General features: G+C 70.0%; 12 protein-coding genes. 2 read left to right on the top strand and 10 right to left on the bottom strand.

Annotated features, from left to right (window positions below; all coding sequences use genetic code 11):
- Positions 1-13: 13 nt before the first annotated feature.
- The 4 genes from ACZ7L7_RS16735 to ACZ7L7_RS16720 all read right to left on the bottom strand — a co-directional run bounded on the left by ACZ7L7_RS16735 (position 14) and on the right by ACZ7L7_RS16720 (position 3,748).
- Positions 14-682, bottom strand: coding sequence for a nucleotidyl transferase AbiEii/AbiGii toxin family protein (locus ACZ7L7_RS16735; RefSeq protein WP_193782654.1), 669 nt, complete (start codon positions 680-682; stop codon positions 14-16).
- A gap of 5 nt (positions 683-687) precedes the next feature.
- Positions 688-1,080 (bottom strand): hypothetical protein, encoded by a 393-nt coding sequence (locus ACZ7L7_RS16730; protein WP_285513516.1) that lies wholly within the window; start codon positions 1,078-1,080, stop codon positions 688-690.
- A 358-nt stretch (positions 1,081-1,438) separates the two neighbouring features.
- Positions 1,439-2,968, bottom strand: a complete 1,530-nt coding sequence (locus ACZ7L7_RS16725; RefSeq protein ID WP_285513517.1) for a helix-turn-helix domain-containing protein — start codon at positions 2,966-2,968, stop codon at positions 1,439-1,441.
- A gap of 159 nt (positions 2,969-3,127) precedes the next feature.
- On the bottom strand, positions 3,128-3,748 hold the full coding sequence (locus ACZ7L7_RS16720; RefSeq protein ID WP_472076231.1) for a DUF6985 domain-containing protein: 621 nt from the start codon (positions 3,746-3,748) through the stop codon (positions 3,128-3,130).
- Positions 3,749-3,974: 226 nt separating this feature from the next.
- Here ACZ7L7_RS16720 and acnA point away from each other — a divergent pair, with 226 nt between their 5' ends.
- On the top strand, positions 3,975-6,692 hold the full coding sequence (gene acnA / locus ACZ7L7_RS16715; RefSeq protein WP_285513519.1) for an aconitate hydratase AcnA: 2,718 nt from the start codon (positions 3,975-3,977) through the stop codon (positions 6,690-6,692).
- A gap of 70 nt (positions 6,693-6,762) precedes the next feature.
- On the opposite strand, the gene ACZ7L7_RS16710 is transcribed toward acnA, so the two are convergent.
- Entirely contained in the window at positions 6,763-7,446 is a 684-nt protein-coding gene (locus tag ACZ7L7_RS16710; RefSeq protein WP_472076229.1) for an SMI1/KNR4 family protein, read from the bottom strand.
- 28 nt (positions 7,447-7,474) lie between these two features.
- Positions 7,475-8,089 (bottom strand): Uma2 family endonuclease, encoded by a 615-nt coding sequence (locus tag ACZ7L7_RS16705; protein WP_250748541.1) that lies wholly within the window; start codon positions 8,087-8,089, stop codon positions 7,475-7,477.
- 251 nt (positions 8,090-8,340) lie between these two features.
- Between ACZ7L7_RS16705 and ACZ7L7_RS16700 the strand changes: the two genes are divergently transcribed.
- Complete coding sequence (locus tag ACZ7L7_RS16700; RefSeq protein ID WP_285513521.1) at positions 8,341-9,435, top strand: lytic polysaccharide monooxygenase auxiliary activity family 9 protein; 1,095 nt, start codon at positions 8,341-8,343, stop codon at positions 9,433-9,435.
- Between the two features lie 137 nt (positions 9,436-9,572).
- On the opposite strand, the gene ACZ7L7_RS16695 is transcribed toward ACZ7L7_RS16700, so the two are convergent.
- From ACZ7L7_RS16695 to ACZ7L7_RS16680, 4 genes are all read right to left on the bottom strand, one after another.
- Positions 9,573-10,778 carry a vWA domain-containing protein gene (locus ACZ7L7_RS16695; RefSeq protein WP_472076390.1) on the bottom strand — a complete coding sequence of 402 codons (1,206 nt, stop codon included), beginning with the start codon at positions 10,776-10,778 and terminating at the stop codon, positions 9,573-9,575.
- Positions 10,779-10,915: 137 nt separating this feature from the next.
- A complete protein-coding gene (locus tag ACZ7L7_RS16690; protein ID WP_471592137.1) occupies positions 10,916-12,151 on the bottom strand; it encodes an AAA family ATPase in 1,236 nt (411 codons plus the stop codon).
- A gap of 53 nt (positions 12,152-12,204) precedes the next feature.
- A complete protein-coding gene (locus ACZ7L7_RS16685) occupies positions 12,205-13,572 on the bottom strand; it encodes a hypothetical protein (protein WP_472076227.1) in 1,368 nt (455 codons plus the stop codon).
- Between the two features lie 137 nt (positions 13,573-13,709).
- Positions 13,710-17,498 (bottom strand): GH92 family glycosyl hydrolase, encoded by a 3,789-nt coding sequence (locus ACZ7L7_RS16680; protein WP_472076225.1) that lies wholly within the window; start codon positions 17,496-17,498, stop codon positions 13,710-13,712.
- Positions 17,499-17,784 lie beyond the last annotated feature (286 nt).

The following is a 17,784-nucleotide window of genomic DNA, read 5'->3' as shown; positions in this document are numbered from 1 at the left end:
CGTCCGGATGTGATCAGTCGATGTCCGGATTATCGGCCTCTTCGAGGAGACGGGCCGCGAGGTCGTCGGCCCACTCCAAGGCCCAAGCGCGGAGTGCGGTGATGGCGGCGTCATCGAGCCCATAGGTGGCGAAGGCTTCGTCGTCGGTCCACTCGGCGCCTGTGAGGTTCGCCTGCAGATCCTCGCGCTCGAAGCGGCCGCGGGCGTGGCGGCGGCCGAACTCCTCGAGCGCGGCATTGGTCCAGCGGCGGGAGGCTGCGAACACGTCGATCAGATCGCGGGGCGCTCCGCGGTCGGCGAGGGCGCGGACCTTGGTCCCGATGACGTCCTCCTCCGCGAGGACGGGCCCGTACGGGCTCTGGGCGACCGGCCGCCAGAAGATCTCCTTGAGGATGTCGACTTCGCAGTCCTGCCCGGTGGCCGGGTCCGTCACGGTGAAGCGGGCGGACAGCGGGGCGGTCTCCAGCGCGTGCACCTTCCAGCCGCGGGCTTCCAGGCCGGCGCGGAGCGCGGCCGCGATGTCGGCCATGGGCGCCGGGTTCTCGGTGGCGACGTCGAGGTCCTGGCTGGGGCGGTTGACGAGGTGGTGCGCCCGCACGGCATACCCGCCGGTGAGAACCAGGGGATACGGGGAGCCGAGGGCGATCACATCTGCCAGGAGCCGCGTGTGCAGCTCCGGCATGTCCGTCACGCGGCTGCCCGGGTGCGGGAGGCGAGCTGAGGGAAGGCGTCCTCCCACACGGTGCGCACGGTGCGACCGACGAGGGTGCGCAGCACCGGCCACAACTGGAGGAGCAGGTCCTGGTTGAGGTAACGGGGCAGGTCGTCGCGCAGGCCCTCGTGCAGAACGGTGCGGTAGAGGCCCATGCGCTGGCGAGGCTTGCCCAGGTCGTAAGACGTCATCCCGGACCAGGCCATGTGCAGCGGTAGCTCCACGATCCCCTGGGCCGGGCCGTGCAACTCGTCCAGTGACTCTGGCAGACGCCGCCGGAACTTCTCCCGGTACAGCGCGAGGTCCTCGACGTCCGTGCCAGAGAGGTCCATCGGCGCGGGAGTTGAGTGCTGTGGGCTGGAGGACATGACTCCATTATGACGGCCGGGATGCGGTGCGGGCCATGATGTGCGAGCCGGTGTCTAGAGCGAACAGTGCGGGCCCGTGCCGGGTGAGCATGGTTGTGGCAGCGTGTTCTGCCCCGAGCAGAGGTGTGGGCTGTCGGTCATGACGCTAGTCTGATGCTCTGGGCGCCCGCACGCGGGGCAGTGAGCCGGGAAAAGGTCCTGACCTGGCCCTTTTCCCGGACTCGCTCCGGCCCACAAGATAGACGCCTTCGGTTCCGGCCAAAAGTCCCAGAAAAGTCCCAGAGGCGCCGCCACGCCCCCTCTTGCCTCGCGTTTACGCAGGTCAGAAGGGGTATGACGGCGTCTTTTCCGAGGGCCTTCAGATGTCCCGGAAGATCTCGATCTGCGCCCCGATCGAGTTCAGGCGCTCCGCCAGATCCTCGTAACCCCGGTTGATGACGTAGACGTTGCGGAGCACCGACGTGCCCTCCGCCGCCATCATCGCCAGCAGGACGACCACCGCCGGACGAAGGGCGGGCGGGCACATCATCTCGGCGGCGCGCCAGCGGGTGGGGCCCTCGACCAGGACGCGGTGCGGGTCCAGCAACTGGAGGCGGCCGCCGAGGCGGTTGAGGTCGGTCAGGTAGATGGCGCGGTTGTCGTAGACCCAGTCGTGGATCAGCGTCTTGCCGGAGGCGACGGCCGCGATCGCCGCGAAGAAGGGGACGTTGTCGATGTTCAGGCCGGGGAACGGCATGGGGTGGATCTTGTCGATCGGCGCCTCCAGCTTGGAGGGCCGGACAGTGAGGTCCACCAGGCGCGTACGGCCGTTGTCGGCGACGTACTCGGGCGTGCGGTCGTGGTCGAGGCCCATCTCCTCCAGGACCGCCAGCTCGATCTCCAGGAACTCGATGGGCACCCGGCGCACCGTCAGCTCGGACTCCGTCACCACGGCCGCCGCCAGCAGGCTCATCGCCTCTACCGGGTCCTCGGAGGGGGAGTAGTCCACGTCCACGTCGATGTTCGGGACGCCGTGCACGGTCAGTGTGGTCGTGCCGATGCCCTCGACCCGGACGCCCAGCGCCTCCAGGAAGAAGCACAGGTCCTGGACCATGTAGTTGGAGGAGGCGTTGCGGATGACCGTCACGCCGTCGTGGCGGGCGGCGGCCAGCAGCGCGTTCTCCGTCACCGTGTCCCCGCGCTCGGTCAGCACGATCGGGCGGTCCGGGGAGATCGAGCGGTCCACCTGGGCGTGGTAGAGGCCCTCGGTCGCCGCGATGTCCAGGCCGAACCGGCGCAGCGCGATCATGTGCGGCTCGATGGTGCGCGTACCGAGGTCGCAACCGCCCGCGTAGGGCAGCTTGAAGGCGTCCATGCGGTGCAGCAGCGGGCCCAGGAACATGATGATGGAGCGGGTCCGGACGGCGGCCTCGGCGTCGATGGCGGCCATGTCCAGCTCGGCCGGCGGCACCAGTTCCAGGTCGACGCCGTCGTTGATCCAGCGGGTGCGCACACCGATGGACTGCAGGACCTCCAGCAGCCGGTAGACCTCCTCGATCCGCGCCACCCGGCGCAGCACCGTGCGCCCCTTGTTGAGCAGGGAGGCGCACAGCAGGGCCACGCACGCGTTCTTGCTGGTCTTCACATCGATGGCGCCGGAGAGCCGACGGCCGCCCACCACCCGGAGATGCATCGGACCCGCGTAACCCAGGGACACGATCTCGCTGTCCAGGGCCTCACCGATTCGGGCGATCATCTCAAGGCTGATGTTCTGGTTGCCGCGCTCGATCCGATTGACGGCGCTCTGGGAGGTGCCGAGCGCCTCGGCCAGCTGCGTCTGTGTCCAGCCCCGGTGTTGCCGGGCGTCACGGATGAGCTTTCCGATGCGTACGAGGTAGTCGTCTGCCATGGGGTTGAGGCTATCTCAGATATGAGATGGCACATCCGGTGGGGGCCGTTCGGGTGATGGGGTGTCAATGTCGCCTGGTGGGACGGGTGTGCGGCCGACCTCAAGGTTCATGAAGCATTACATGTCGTATGGCATCCCGTTACGTCCTGGTCCGTCCGCTCATGTCGACTTGGCGTACTGATGGCCGTAGACGAACGGCGGGTCGAACGTGATCGACATCACCGGTTCGGCCGAGTCCACCGGCACCTCCGGTCCCACGCGGTACCGGTGCCGCCTCGCCTCCCCGGTCTCCGGCGGCGACCGCACCTCCAGCACCCCGGGCTCCGGGCAGTGCCAGGTCAGGAGTTGCGCATCCTCCATGAAGGCGTTCGTCACGCTCGCCCAGCCCGTGCCGTCGGCGCGGAGTTCGAAGTCGGAGCACTCCATCACGCCGTAGTCGAAGGGCACGGTGCTCCAGTGGCCGAGGAGGCTCTCGTCGAGGCCCGTGCGCGGGTCCCGGGCGTCGCGCTCGGCGAGGTCCGTCCTGGCCGCGAGGTCGGCGGTGCCCACGGCGACCACGCGCGTGCCGTGCAGGAGGACGCCGACGCCGTGCTCCGGGTTCCGGAGGCAGTCCAGGGCGATGCCGGTGTAGGGGACGCCGTCGTGGGTGACCCGGTGGTCGTGGACCGCTCTGACGGTGGCCAGGTCCTCCGCCTGCTTCTTCTCCTCCGGGTCGAGCATCGCGTAGTGCGCCTGGAGCGAACGCCAGAGACTGTGGGGCAGTGGGGTGGTGTGCTTCATGAGTACAGGAGCACACCATGGCGTGCCGGACATGGGTGAGCCGGGCCGGGCATGACCATCCGGCCCCCATGTACTAGAGTTATCTCGACATCGAGATATCTGCCGAGGCGTACCGCAGCCGCCACCTAGTAAGGGTTACCTAACTTAGCCTGACCTTAGCGGATCGGCCAAGTCGCCGTGGCGGCAGGATGCGGTGGGAACGCGCACATCAAAGAAGGAGACTGTCGTGTCGGCGAACAGCTTCGACGCCCGCAGCACGCTGCAGGTGGGCGACGAGTCGTACGAGATCTTCCGGCTGGACAAGGTGGAAGGCTCGGCCCGCCTTCCGTACAGCCTCAAGGTCCTGCTGGAGAACCTGCTCCGCACGGAGGACGGCGCGAACATCACCGCCGACCACATCCGCGCGCTCGGCGGCTGGGACTCGCAGGCCCAGCCTTCCCAGGAGATCCAGTTCACGCCCGCCCGCGTGATCATGCAGGACTTCACCGGCGTCCCCTGTGTCGTGGACCTCGCCACCATGCGTGAGGCCGTCAAGGAGCTCGGCGGCGACCCGGCGAAGGTCAACCCGCTCTCCCCGGCCGAGCTGGTCATCGACCACTCCGTCATCGCGGACAAGTTCGGCACCAACGACGCCTTCGCGCAGAACGTCGAGCTGGAGTACGGCCGCAACAAGGAGCGCTACCAGTTCCTGCGCTGGGGCCAGACCGCCTTCGACGACTTCAAGGTCGTCCCGCCGGGCACCGGCATCGTCCACCAGGTGAACATCGAGCACCTGGCCCGTACGGTCATGGTCCGTAACGGCCAGGCGTACCCCGACACCCTCGTCGGCACCGACTCGCACACCACCATGGTCAACGGCCTCGGCGTCCTCGGCTGGGGCGTCGGCGGTATCGAGGCCGAGGCCGCGATGCTCGGCCAGCCGGTCTCGATGCTCATCCCGCGCGTCGTCGGCTTCAAGCTCACCGGCGAGCTGCCCACCGGCACCACCGCCACCGACCTGGTGCTCACCATCACCGAGATGCTCCGCAAGCACGGCGTCGTCGGCAAGTTCGTCGAGTTCTACGGCGAGGGCGTCGCCGCCACCTCGCTGGCCAACCGCGCCACCATCGGCAACATGTCGCCGGAGTTCGGCTCCACCGCCGCGATCTTCCCGATCGACGACGAGACCCTCAAGTACCTCCGGCTCACCGGCCGCTCCGAGCAGCAGGTCGCGCTCGTCGAGGCGTACGCCAAGGAGCAGGGCCTCTGGCTGGACCCGAAGGCCGAGCCGGACTTCTCCGAGAAGCTGGAGCTGGACCTCTCCACGGTCGTCCCGTCGATCGCCGGCCCGAAGCGCCCGCAGGACCGTATCGTCCTCGCCAACGCCGCCGAGCAGTTCAAGCAGGACGTCCGCAACTACGTGGACGACGTGGACGAGGCGGGCAAGGAGTCCTTCCCGGCCTCCGACGCCCCGGCCGTCGCCCCGAACGGCGCCCCGTCCAACCCGGTCACCGTGACCGCCCCCGACGGCTCGACGTACGAGATCGACCACGGTGCCGTGACGGTCGCCGCCATCACCTCCTGCACCAACACCTCCAACCCGTACGTCATGGTCGCCGCCGCGCTCGTGGCGAAGAAGGCCGTGGAGAAGGGCCTGACCCGCAAGCCGTGGGTCAAGACCACCCTCGCCCCGGGTTCGAAGGTCGTCACCGACTACTTCGACAAGGCGGGCCTGACCCCGTACCTGGACAAGGTCGGCTTCAACCTGGTCGGTTACGGCTGCACCACCTGCATCGGCAACTCCGGCCCGCTGCCGGAGGAGGTCTCCAAGGCGGTCAACGACCACGACCTCGCGGTCACCTCGGTGCTGTCCGGCAACCGCAACTTCGAGGGCCGGATCAACCCCGACGTCAAGATGAACTACCTGGCCTCCCCGCCGCTGGTCGTCGCGTACGCCATCGCGGGCTCCATGAAGGTGGACATCACCAAGGACGCGCTCGGCACCGACCAGGACGGCAACCCGGTCTACCTGAAGGACATCTGGCCCTCCGAGGCCGAGGTCAACGACGTCGTGGCCAACGCCATCGGCGAGGACATGTTCTCCAAGTCCTATCAGGACGTCTTCGCGGGCGACGCCCAGTGGCAGGCGCTGCCGATCCCGACCGGCAACACCTTCGAGTGGGACCCCGAGTCCACCTACGTCCGCAAGCCCCCGTACTTCGAGGGCATGGGCATGGACCCGGAGCCGGTCTCGGACATCTCCGGCGCCCGTGTGCTCGCCAAGCTGGGCGACTCGGTCACCACCGACCACATCTCCCCGGCCGGTGCCATCAAGGCCGACACCCCGGCCGGCCAGTACCTCACCGAGCACGGTGTGGCGCGTCGTGACTTCAACAGCTACGGCTCCCGCCGCGGCAACCACGAGGTCATGATCCGCGGTACGTTCGCCAACATCCGCCTGCGCAACCAGATCGCGCCGGGCACCGAGGGCGGCTACACCCGCGACTTCACCCAGGACGGCGGTCCGGTGTCGTTCATCTACGACGCCTCCCGCAACTACATCGAGCAGGGCATCCCGCTGGTCGTCCTCGCGGGCAAGGAGTACGGCTCCGGCTCGTCCCGCGACTGGGCCGCCAAGGGCACCGCGCTGCTCGGCGTCAAGGCCGTCATCGCCGAGTCCTACGAGCGCATCCACCGCTCCAACCTGATCGGCATGGGCGTGCTGCCCCTGCAGTTCCCGGAGGGCGCCTCGGCCGAGTCCCTCGGTCTGACCGGCGAGGAGACCTTCTCCATCACCGGCGTCGAGGAGCTCAACAACGGCACGACGCCGCGCACGGTGAAGGTCACCACCGACACGGGCGTCGAGTTCGACGCGGTCGTCCGCATCGACACCCCCGGTGAGGCCGACTACTACCGCAACGGCGGCATCATGCAGTACGTGCTGCGCAGCCTGATCCGCAAGTAAGCGGTACGGCACGGCACTTGAGGGCCGCATCCCCGTTCGGCGGGGGTGCGGCCCTCCGCCGTACCCCTCGTCACCCCTCCAGCCACTCCACGGGAACGGCCTTGCGCACGGCGTCCAGGGCCTCGGGCGTCCGCCCCCGCACGTCGATCCACGCGCCGCCACCGGTGACCCGGACGAGCGCGTCGGGCCCGCTGAACCACCGGAACCCCTGCCCCACGGCAGGCAGTTCGTCGTACAGCCGCTCCAACTCGGGGACGGCGTCCGGGTTTTCCCCGTGATCCGAGAGCCCGTCCTCCAGCATCAGCACCTCGGACATGACCATCGCCAGCAGGGCCACGGACAGACTGGACTCATGCGGCTCCCACCGCGACACCGGCGAGGTGTCCGGCCGCCGCACGGTAGCGGGATCGGCGTCGCCGAGATCCGTCACCGGCACACCCCAGTAGGCGCAGCCCTGGTTCTCCACCTGGTACACGAGCACGCCGTCGGCGACGTACAGCTCGTCGGGCGCCAGGAACGTGTCGTGATTGCCGGTCAGATCGCGCCGCCGCCCGAACAACACGTACGCCTCGCACAGCGCGGCAGGCAGCCCCACCCCCAACCGCCGCCCCGCCGCCCCGACTTCCTCCACCCCGAACCCGTCCCCGGCCCGCAGGGGCCGCCCCCAGTAGGCCGCGAACTCCCGAACAAACCGCCAGGCCACCCCCCGATCCCGAGGCGCTTCGGCCAGGGCCCGGTGCATATCGAAGGTCATGCCCGTACGCTACGCGTCCGGCGCGCGGTCAGAAGCCGAGTACGGCGTCCAGGTCGACTTCCACCGGGAAGGGCAGTTCGGTGACGAGCTTGCCGTGGTGCACCGGGTGCATGGGGGCGGGGATGTAGGACTGGGTGTCGGCGTTCAGCCAGTACTCGTGCACGGCGAGTGTCCTGTCGCGTTCGAGCTCCGCGCGCCAGTAGCAGGCGACCTTGCTCGCGGCGAAGAGAGCGGGCTTGCGTACGCGGTCGTCCTGGCGGGAGCCGGGGGAGACGACCTCCACGACAAGGGCGACCTTCCGTACGGGGACACACTCGACCTCGAAGAAGTCCAACTGCCGAGGGTCAAAGACGATCACGTCGGGCTTGGGGGTGTTCTGGTCGTCGACCATGACACACTGCTCGGCCACTACTTCGTACGGCGCGGATCGCGCCGCGTCCAGGGCAGCGGCCAGCCTGTCCCGAACCCGGTTGTGCCAGAACTTGGTCTGTCCCCGAACCACGATCCGCCCATCCACGAGTTCCCAGTCGAAGGGCAGCTCCAAGTGCTTGACCTGGTCGAAGGTCCAGCCGTCGGCCGGGGGAAACATCCAGGTCTCCTCGGTGGCCCGTCCGTGCTGGGGTGTGGTCATCACTGCTCCCATGGCCGCCAGTCTGGATGCCGATACGCGGCGTGATCGTACGTACGAAGGTACCGCCACTCGATCCGGCGAGCCATGAACACACCCTTGACGCCCCTGCGCCAGCCGTTTACAACCGCCCCCCAGCGCGCTACTTTCCGATTCAAGTGAGGTGGGAGCGCTCCCACTATTGGTGGACCGGAACCCGCCCGGGGTGCTCCCGCCTCACCCGCATCCCGTGGCTTCCGTACCCGAGGGAATGGAACTGAAGTGTCATGATCCTGACAAAACTGCCCGCGCCCGAAAGGCCCCCGCGACGATTAGCGCTCGCCCTCCGTGCCCACGCCCTCTTCCTGGTCCTCGTCTCGCTGCTCGCCACCGTCCCCGCGATCGCGCTCGTCCTGTCGGCCGGGGCGGAGGCGGAGGCGCACGGGACGCCGATGAAACCGGGCAGCCGTACCTTCCTGTGCTGGCAGGACGGGCTGACCGACACCGGGGAGATCAAGCCGGTCAACCCGGCCTGCAAGGCGGCGCAACAGGTCAGCGGGACGACCCCGTTCTACAACTGGTTCTCCGTGCTGCGCTCCGACGGGGCCGGCCGCACCCGTGGATTCGTGCCGGACGGGGAGCTGTGCAGCGGCGGCAACGCCAACTTCACCGGCTTCAATCAGCCCCGCGACGACTGGCCGCTGACCCACCTCACCTCGGGCGCGACCGTCGACTTCTCCTACAACGCCTGGGCCGCGCACCCGGGTTGGTTCTACGTGTACATCACCAAGGACGGCTTCGACCCGACCCAGCCCCTCACCTGGGACGACATCGAGGAGCAGCCCTTCCTGAGCGTGGACCACCCGCCGCTGAACGGCTCCCCGGGCACCGTCGAGGCCAACTACTCCTGGACCGGGCAGCTCCCGGCGAACAAGTCCGGCCGCCACCTCGTCTACATGGTCTGGCAGCGCTCGGACAGCGCCGAGACGTTCTACTCCTGCTCCGACATCGTCTTCGACGGCGGCAACGGCGAGGTCACCGGCATCAAGGAGCCCGGCAACCCGACCGAGCCGGTCCCGGGCACCTGTACCGCCACCCGCAGGACCACCGGCAGTTGGAGCGGCGGCTACCAGTCCGAGGTGACCGTGACCAACTCCGGCGACGTCCCCATGCTCGGCTGGATGGTCGACTGGACCCTCCCGAGCGGCCAGACGGTCGACAGCCTCTGGAACGGCACCCCGACCTACAACGGCCAGTCCGTGATGGTCCACAACGCCAACTGGAACGGCTCGCTCGACCCGGGCGAGAGCACCACCTTCGGGTACGTCGTCACGGGGGGCGGGGGTGATACGGCCACCGAGCTGCCCTGCCGGGTCGGCTGAGAGACGCCTCGCACGGATCGGTCCGGGGATGGAAACTTGCGGAGGCGGGGGTGGCTGATGAGCCACCCCTGCCCCGACCTCAACGCCGCGACAGTCGCCTGCCGCACCCATTGACACGGCGTGGCCGTGCTGCGCCTTCAGCCGATGGTGACGACGCGCGCCCAGGACGGCGGGCCGTCCGGCTCGTAGTCCGGGTCGTTCTCGTTCACCCGGCGGGCCGGACGCGGGAAGAGCCCGACGACCGTACGGCACGACGGCTGCTCGGACGGCCAGGGCGTCTGGCCGTCCGTCAGCGCGACGATCACGTCCGGGCGGGGCGTGGAGCGCAGCGCCCGGGCGAAACCGGAGCGCAGATCCGTGCCCCCGCCGCCGATCAGCTCGATGTCCTCGGCCCGGCAGATCGGCACGGCCACCCCGGCCGCCGCGTCGCAGGAGATCACCGAGACCAGATCGCGCCGCCCGCCCACGGCCCGCGCGATCGCCGCCACCTCCAGCAGCGCGCCGCCCAGTTCGGCGTCGCTCACCGAACCCGAGGTGTCGATCACCACGCACACCCGCGGCGGATTGCGCCGCAGACTCGGCAGCACCACCCCGGGCACGGCGGACGAACGCCGGGACGGCCGCCGGTAACTGTGGTTCTCACCCGCGCCCGGCGCCCCGGCGGCCGACCGCACGGCCGCGCCCAGCAACTGCCGCCACGGCTGCGGCGGATGGAACGCCTCGTCCGCCCAGCGCTTCCACCCCTCCGGGGCGTCGCCCGGCCGGCCCTTGATGCCCTCCGCGACCCGGAAGCGCACCGCGTCCCGCTGCTGCCGGGTCAGCCCATGGGCGCCCTCGGGCCCCAGCTCCCACGGCCTGCCCTCCCCGTCGGCGCCGCCGCCGCAGTCCAGCCAGGCCAGGTCGGAGGTGAGACCGCTCATGGAGGAGGTGCGCAGGTACTCCTCCATCAGCAGCCCGTCCGGCAGCCTCAGCAGTGACGGCAGCACCGCGCCCCTGGGCATGGGCAGGCCCTCGCCGTAGATGTCGTCGTTGATCTCGAAGTCGGCGGCGATGTTGCGGCGCAGCCGCTCGCCCGGCCCGTACTCCTCGTTCTCGCGCGCGTAGCGCAGACCGCGCTCATGGTGGTCCCGGAGCAGGTGGGAGACCTCGTGCACCCAGACGCCCGCCAGCTCCTCGACCGGCGTACGGGCCACGAACCCGGGGGAGACGTAGCAGCGCCAGTACGCGTCGACCGCCATCGTCGGCACCGAGCGGTCCTCCACCACGTGCAGCGCGAAGAACGCGGCGGCCAGGTAGGGGCGGACCTGCACGGCGTGCAGGCGGGCGGACAGGAGCTTGTCCATGTCCAGCGGGAGTCCGGGCGGGTTCTCGGGGGTGCGGCGCCGGACCGGCGCGGCGGGGACGGAGACCTGGAGCGGGCGGGGCGGGGGAGGCGGCGGCATGGGGCGCGGGAGCGGGCGCGCGGCGCCCGTGCGCCCGGTCATCGGCGTACCTTCGGGGCTCGCGCCACCGCCACCGATCGTTCGGCCCGTTCCGCCAGACCCACGATCGCGGCCAGCCGCTCCACCGCCGCCGGGATCTCCCAGTCGTCGCGCCGCACCGCCGCCAGCGCCTTCGCCGGGGCGACGAGCAGGTCCGGCGCCCCGGTCTCCAGGGCGTGGACCAGCACCGCCCAGCCGGCCTCCCAGCGCCGCCGTTCCGGGCGGGCCCCGACGGCGGCCACCACCGCCTCCAGCGCGGCCTGCCTGAGGTCGCCGCGCTCGGGCAGCCCGGCGTTGTCCGGGTCGGCGAGCAGCAGTTCCGGGTCCGGCAGATCCATCCGGTCGAGGTGGGCGAGGAGTTCGAGTCCCGGCCCGTCCCCGACCGCGCCGCGCACCAGCAGCGCCAGCACCTCCCGGGACACCCCTGCCGCCGTACCGAAGGCCAGCAGGGTCAGCGCGGCCTCCCAGCTGCGGGGCGAGGGCCAGGCACCGCCGCGCCGGGTCTCGCTGCTCGGCAGCCGGTGGATCAGCGTCGGCCGGGCCTCCAGGAAGCCGCACACCGCACGCCGGGCCAGCGCCACGGCCTCCGCCAGCCGCTCCGGCTCCAGCCGGGGCAGCTCGGCCCGGGGCCACACCCCGCCCAGGCCGCGTACCACCACATCCTTGTCGTGCACCCAGTACAGATGTACGAACCGGTTGGCCAGCGGCGGGCTCAGCTCCCACCCGTCCGCCGCCGACGCGCGCGGGTTGGCGGCGGCCACGATCCGTACGCCGGGCGGCAGTTGCAGGGCGCCGACCTTGCGCTCCAGGACGACCCTGAGCAGCGCGGCCTGGACGGCGGGGGTGGCGGTGGACAGCTCGTCCAGGAAGAGCAGGCCCCGCCCGGCGCGTACGAGGTCCACGGCCCACTGCGGCGGGGCCATCGGCACACCGCGCACCGCGGGATCGTCGCCCACGATGGGCAGGCCGGAGAAGTCGGTGGGTTCGTGGACGCTGGCGATCACCGTCGTCAGCGGCAGGCCGAGGGAGTCGGCGAGCTGGGTCAGGGCCGCGGTCTTGCCGATACCGGGTTCGCCCCAGAGCAGGACCGGCAGGTCGGCGGCGACGGCGAGGGTGAGCGCTTCGAGCTGCTCGTCGGGTCGGGGTTCGGTGGTGGTTGTCCGAAGGAGCGTCAGGAGGTCTTCGGCGAGGGCGAGTTGGGGGTCGACGACGGGCATGAGGGCAGCGGAAGGCATGGGCATCACCAGGTGTGTTGGGAGAACGGGACAGCCGCGTGGGCTGACGTGGGTCAGGAGAACAGGCCGGTGCGGGGACGGGACCGGTTGCCGCGCTTGCGGCGCCAGTGCGGAGATGTGTGCCGGTCGAAGCGGCGCGCGGCCGCGTCGGCCCCGCCACCGGCGGCGGGGTGCACGGGGAGGAGCCCGGAGCGGAACAGCCCGTGCTCGACACGGCGGGCGGCGGCCGACTCCAGCTCCTCCCGGAGCGGCCCGTCCCGCAGTACGGCACCGGGGCCGAGCAGCCCTTCGACGACGGCCAGCGCCCCGGCGACATCACCGTGGCGCAGCCGCTCCCGGACCGCGGGCAACTGCTCGGGGCTGCGGTGCACGGTGTCGATCACCCGCAGACACGCCAGCGGCGGCCCGCCGAGCGCCACCAGCAGCTCCTCGCGGCGCACTTCGGCGGGGTCGTGGTCGACGGCGGTGAGCACCCCGTCCCGCAGCTCGATCCGGTGCACCTCGCCCCGGCACTCCACACGGAAGGGGTCATCGGTTTCGGGAACCGGGGAAGCAGCCACCTGAGCCGGACCTGACACCGGCAGCGCGGCGGCGACCAGCGGATGCAGCCGCCCCGCCGGGACCAGCCCCGCCCGCAGCAGCTCCACGTCCGGCAGCACCCGCGCCGCCGCCTCCGGAAGCACCGGAAGCGCGGCGGCCTCCCGCGCGGGCAGCTCCACCTCCCGGACCGCCGGCACATGACTGTCGTCGGGCGCGACGAGTTCGAGCACCGCGCGACTGCGGGCGCCCAGCCGGACGGTGAACGTCCCACGAGGGCCGAGCCCTTCGGCCCGCAGCAGCAGCTCGCCCTCTGCGGCCCAACGCTCCGTGGCCCACGGGGAGTTGCCGCTCACCGCGCAGCGGCGCGCCAGCTCCCCACTGCGCCCGGCGTCCCACAGGTGCCGGTGCAGATCGAGCCGGAACCGCCGGTCGGGGTGCGGATGCGGATGGTGCCCGAAGGAGTGCCCGGTGCCGGACTCCTCCCACAGCGACAGCGACATCCGCTGCCCGGCGTCCGCCCGGGCCGGCGGCGTGCGGACCACCAGATGCAGGGCGCCCGGGTAGCGGGCCAGGGTGAGGGTGAGGCCGGGGCGGAGCCGTCCGTCGGGGGCGATGCGGGGCATGTGCCAGCGCAGCAGGTCCGGCGCGAGGCCACGCAGGTCCGCACGGAGACGGGAGGCGATATCGGTGCCGTGGCGTGTGCGCACGGCGCGCAGATCGAGATCGACGTCGACCCGGGCGGCGGCACAGGCCCCGGCCCAGTCACCGACGAGGCGCCGCGCGGTCGCGGTCTCGATCATGGACGGTGGCACGGCGTACTCGCGTACGCGCTGCCACATCGACAGGCGGGCGGGAATCGTGGGCGCGAAGTGAAGTGCCATCAGCACTCACCTTGCGCGGACGATTCCTCCAATCCACAAGAGGAGAAGTTCATCATCGCCCGCATCATAGGCACGGCGATCACGATCTGTCAGCAGAGGGACCCGCCGGCCGCCGCCGGCAGGTCCCTCGACTCACCTCATCCCGCGAGGAGTTCGACCTCCGAAAGTGTCCCCTCGCCGTCCAGCACCAGGCGGTACTTCTGGTAGCTACCCGGTGCCTTCACCGAGAACGCCCGGGTCTGCCGGTCCCAGGCGAAGGACTCCTCCGTGCGCCGGTCGAGGGTCGTCCACTCGGTGCCGTCCGCGGAACCCTGGAGGGTCCAGCCGGTCGGCGCCTTGGTGCGGTCCGCCGAGGTCAGCGTGTACTGGACGGCCTCGGCGGCCTCGGGCGTCGGCAGGTCGACCGACGTCACCGCCGCGTTGGTCGCGGAGGTGTTGTCGAACAGCGCGCCCTCGCCCTTGATCACGTCGGCCCGGGGCGTGGGCACCTGGTCGTCCCGGGTGATCGACACCGGCGCCGCGTTCCTGCCGGTGCCCCAGGCGGACGGCTTCGCCCCCATGTCGAACTCCAGGACCGCGCCCTTGGCGAGCACCGAGTGCGGCAGCGAAGTGGAGTTCCAGGAGCGGCCGTTGACCTTCAGACCCTGGACGTAGACATTGCGGGCGCTGTTCTTCGGCGCCTTGACCACCAGCTTGCGGCCGTTCTCCAGGTGGACGGTCGCCTTGGTGAACAGCGGGGAGCCGACCGCGTACTCGCCACTGCCCATGACCAGCGGGTAGAAGCCGAGCGAGGAGAACAGGTACCAGGCCGACTGCTCGCCGTTGTCCTCGTCGCCGTGGTAGCCCTGGCCGATCTCACTGCCGGTGTACAGGCGGGAGAGCACCTCGCGGACGTTCTTCTGCGCCTTCCACGGCTGCCCGGCCGCGTCGTACATGTAGATGGCGTGGTGGGCGACCTGGTTGGAGTGCCCGTACATGCCCATCCGCACGTCCCGCGCCTCGGTCATCTCGTGGATGACCCCGCCGTAGGAGCCGACGAAGTCGGGGGAGGCGGTCTCCGGGGTGGAGAAGTACTCGTCGAGCTTGTCGGCGAGCTTGTTCCGGCCGCCGTAGAGGTTGGCGAGACCGCGGGAGTCCTGCGGGGCGGTGAAGGCGTAGCCCCAGCCGTTGGTCTCGGTGTAGTCGTAGCCCCACACCCGCGGGTCGTACTTCTTCGACTCCACCCGCCAGTCGCCCTTGGCGTTGCGGCCCTGGAAGAACCCGGCCTCGGAGTCGAAGAGGTTCACGTAGTCCTGCGCCCGGTCCAGGAAGTACTCGGACTCCTCCTTGTAGCGCTTCTTGCCGGTCTTCTTGTAGAGCTCCTGGCCCATGCGGGCGATGCCGTAGTCGTTGAGGTAGCCCTCCAGCGCCCAGGACAGGCCCTCGTGGGTGTCGGTGCTGGTGTACCCGAGGAACGGCGAGGTCGCCATGCCCTTGCGGCCCACGCCGGAGGACGGCGGCACCACGGTGGCGTTCTTCACGGCCGCGTCGTACGCCGCCGCCGCGTCGAAGTCGACGCCCTTGACATACGCGTCCGCGAACGCCACGTCGGAGGAGGTGCCGGTCATCAGGTCCGCGTAACCGGGGGAGGACCAGCGGGAGGTCCAGCCGCCGTCCTTGTACTGCTGCACGAACCCGTCGACCATCTCGCCCGCCTGAGAGGGCGTCAGCAGCGAGTACGCGGGCCAGGTGGTCCGGTAGGTGTCCCAGAAGCCGTTGTTGACGTACACCTTGCCGTCGACGATCTTCGCGCCGGTGTGCGTCGGGGTGTCCGGGTTCGGCATCGGCGAGAACGGCGAGGCGTACTGGTACTTCGAACCGACCTTCTCGAAGCCCGAGTTGGGGTACAGGTAGAGCCGGTACAGGCTGGAGTACAGCGTGGTCAGCTGGTCCGGCGTGGCGCCCTCGACCTCGACCTTGCCGAGGATGCGGTCCCACTGGCGCTGGGCGCGGTGCTTGACGGCCTCGAAGGAGGTGCCGTCCGGGATCTCCTGGCGCAGATTGGCCTTGGCCTGGTCCACGCTGATCAGCGAGGTCGCCAGCCGCAGGGTGACCTTGCGGTCCTTCCCGGCGTCGAAGCGCAGATAGCCCTTCACACCGCTGGAGTCGCCCTCGCTGACCGGCTTGTCGAACTCGCCGTAGACGAACAGCCGGGTGGCGCCCGTGGACAGACCGGACTTCACGTCGGAGTAGCCGGTGAAGGTCCCGCTGTCCTTGTCGAGGGTCAGGCCCGCCTGGTCGGTGACGTTGTCGAACAGGACGCTCGCGTCGCTGCCGGGGTAGGTGAAGCGCATGACCGCCGCGTGGTCGGTCGGCGCCATCTCCGCCCTCAGCCCGTTCTCGAACCGCACCCCGTAGTAGTACGGCCGCGCCGTCTCGTTCTCGTGCCGGAAGGCCAACTCCCGTGCCTCGCGCCCCGTCTCGGGGGTGCCGGAGGCGGCCGACGGCATCACCTGGAAGGTCTGCCGGTCGCCCATCCAGGGGCTCGGCTCGTGGCTCGCGCTGAAGGCCTGGACGGTCGGCAGGTTGTCGTCGTTGTTCGCACGTGCGTAGTCGTACAGCCAGCTCAGCGAACCCGCGTTGGTGACCGGGGTCCAGAAGTTGAAGCCGTGCGGCACGGCCGTCGCCGGGAAGTTGTTGCCGCGCGAGAAACCGCCGCTGGAGTTGGTGCCGCGGGTGGTGACCGCGTAGTCCGACAGATGCGCCTTCGGCTTCTCCCGGGGCGCCCGCTCCAGGGTCACGTCGTCCAGCCAGCCGCGGAACTTCGCCGGGCCCTTGGGGGAGTCGTAGGCGACCAGGATCCGGTCCACGGTCTTGCCGGCCGCGACCGAACCGATCCGCGAGACCACGTTGTTCCACTGGTTGACGTAGAGGATCTTGGAGTCGCCCTGGCCGCGCGGGGTCAGCGGGAAGCCGTGCTGGTCGGTGGCCCGCAGATCGCTCAGGTAGGTGCCGTCGGTGAAGGCGAGGTCCACCGAGACGTTGGTGGCGTCGTAGTCGAGATCGCGGTCCGCCATCGACGGGAAGATCCGGTAGGAGAGCCGGGTGTCCCGGCCGACCGCCACGTTCACATCGAAGATCTTGTTGTACGAGTAGGCCCGGCCGTCCGCCGTGTGCCGTCCCGCGTAGCGCAGTGCCCGCTTGCCGGTGAAGCCCGCGCCCGCCTTCGCCGTCGGCGAGCCGCTCGGCCCCCGGTCGACCAGCGAGAGCATGTCCTGCGGCACCGGGGTCTCACCGCCGCCGGTGGAGAACTGCACATCGGCGAGCTGGAGTATGCCCGAGGCGCCGTTGTTGCGGGTGACCTCCAGCCGGAAGTGCCGGTACTCGCCGGGCTCGGCGATGTCGTAGATCTTGGTCTGGAAGCGCTCGGCGAAGGTCTCGCCGGAGCGGGTGTCCAGGGTCTTCCAGTCGGTGCCGTCGGTGGAGCCCTTCAGGGTCCAGTCCTTCGGATCACGGCCGGAGAAGTCATTGGCCGAAGTGAGCGCGTACTTGGCGATCCGAACCGGTTTGTCCAGGTCGAACTCGACCCAGCCGGTGGACTCGAAGACCAGCCACTTGGTGCTCGGCTCCCCGTCGACGAGGTTCTCCTTCACCTCGCCGCCGCCGGTGTTCTCCCCGTTCGCCCGCACGTCCGTGACATGGTCGGTCACATTGCCCGGAATGCCCGAGCTGTATCCGCCGTCCACGCCCGCGGCCCGCTTGCTGCCGTCCGGCGCCGTGTCGACCGTGTTGAGCCAGTCCGGGGCAGGGTCACCGCTCTCGAAGGAGGAGCTGAACTCCCGGTCGACGGAGGGGGTCTCCGGCAGGGCCACCGCCACGCCCTGCGAGCCCACCGCCAAAGCGAAGGCGGTCGTCCATACGACCGCCGTGCCGCGTCTGTGCCTCATCAACAAGCACTCTCCCTGCGCTGTGGACAACGTTGTCAGCTTGATGCGCAAGGATTAGTTGTGTCTCAAGTCGACAGTTGTGTCAAGGGTGTTGAGCGGGGTGTCCGGAAGGGATGGCAGGGATATTTCCCCCGACCGGTGCACACCCCGCTCATATTTCCGCGAGGTCTCAACTCGGAAAAGACAGTCGGTGAACCTTGCATTCGATCTTGCTCAGCCGCCGGGAAGTGGACTATACCTGTCGGCGATTCACGGTGTTTCTGCACGACCCTGCTTGACCTGACCG

It is taken from the genome of Streptomyces sp. NPDC110618 (genome assembly GCF_055657065.1).
This window is presented reverse-complemented; position numbering and strand designations above follow the sequence as displayed.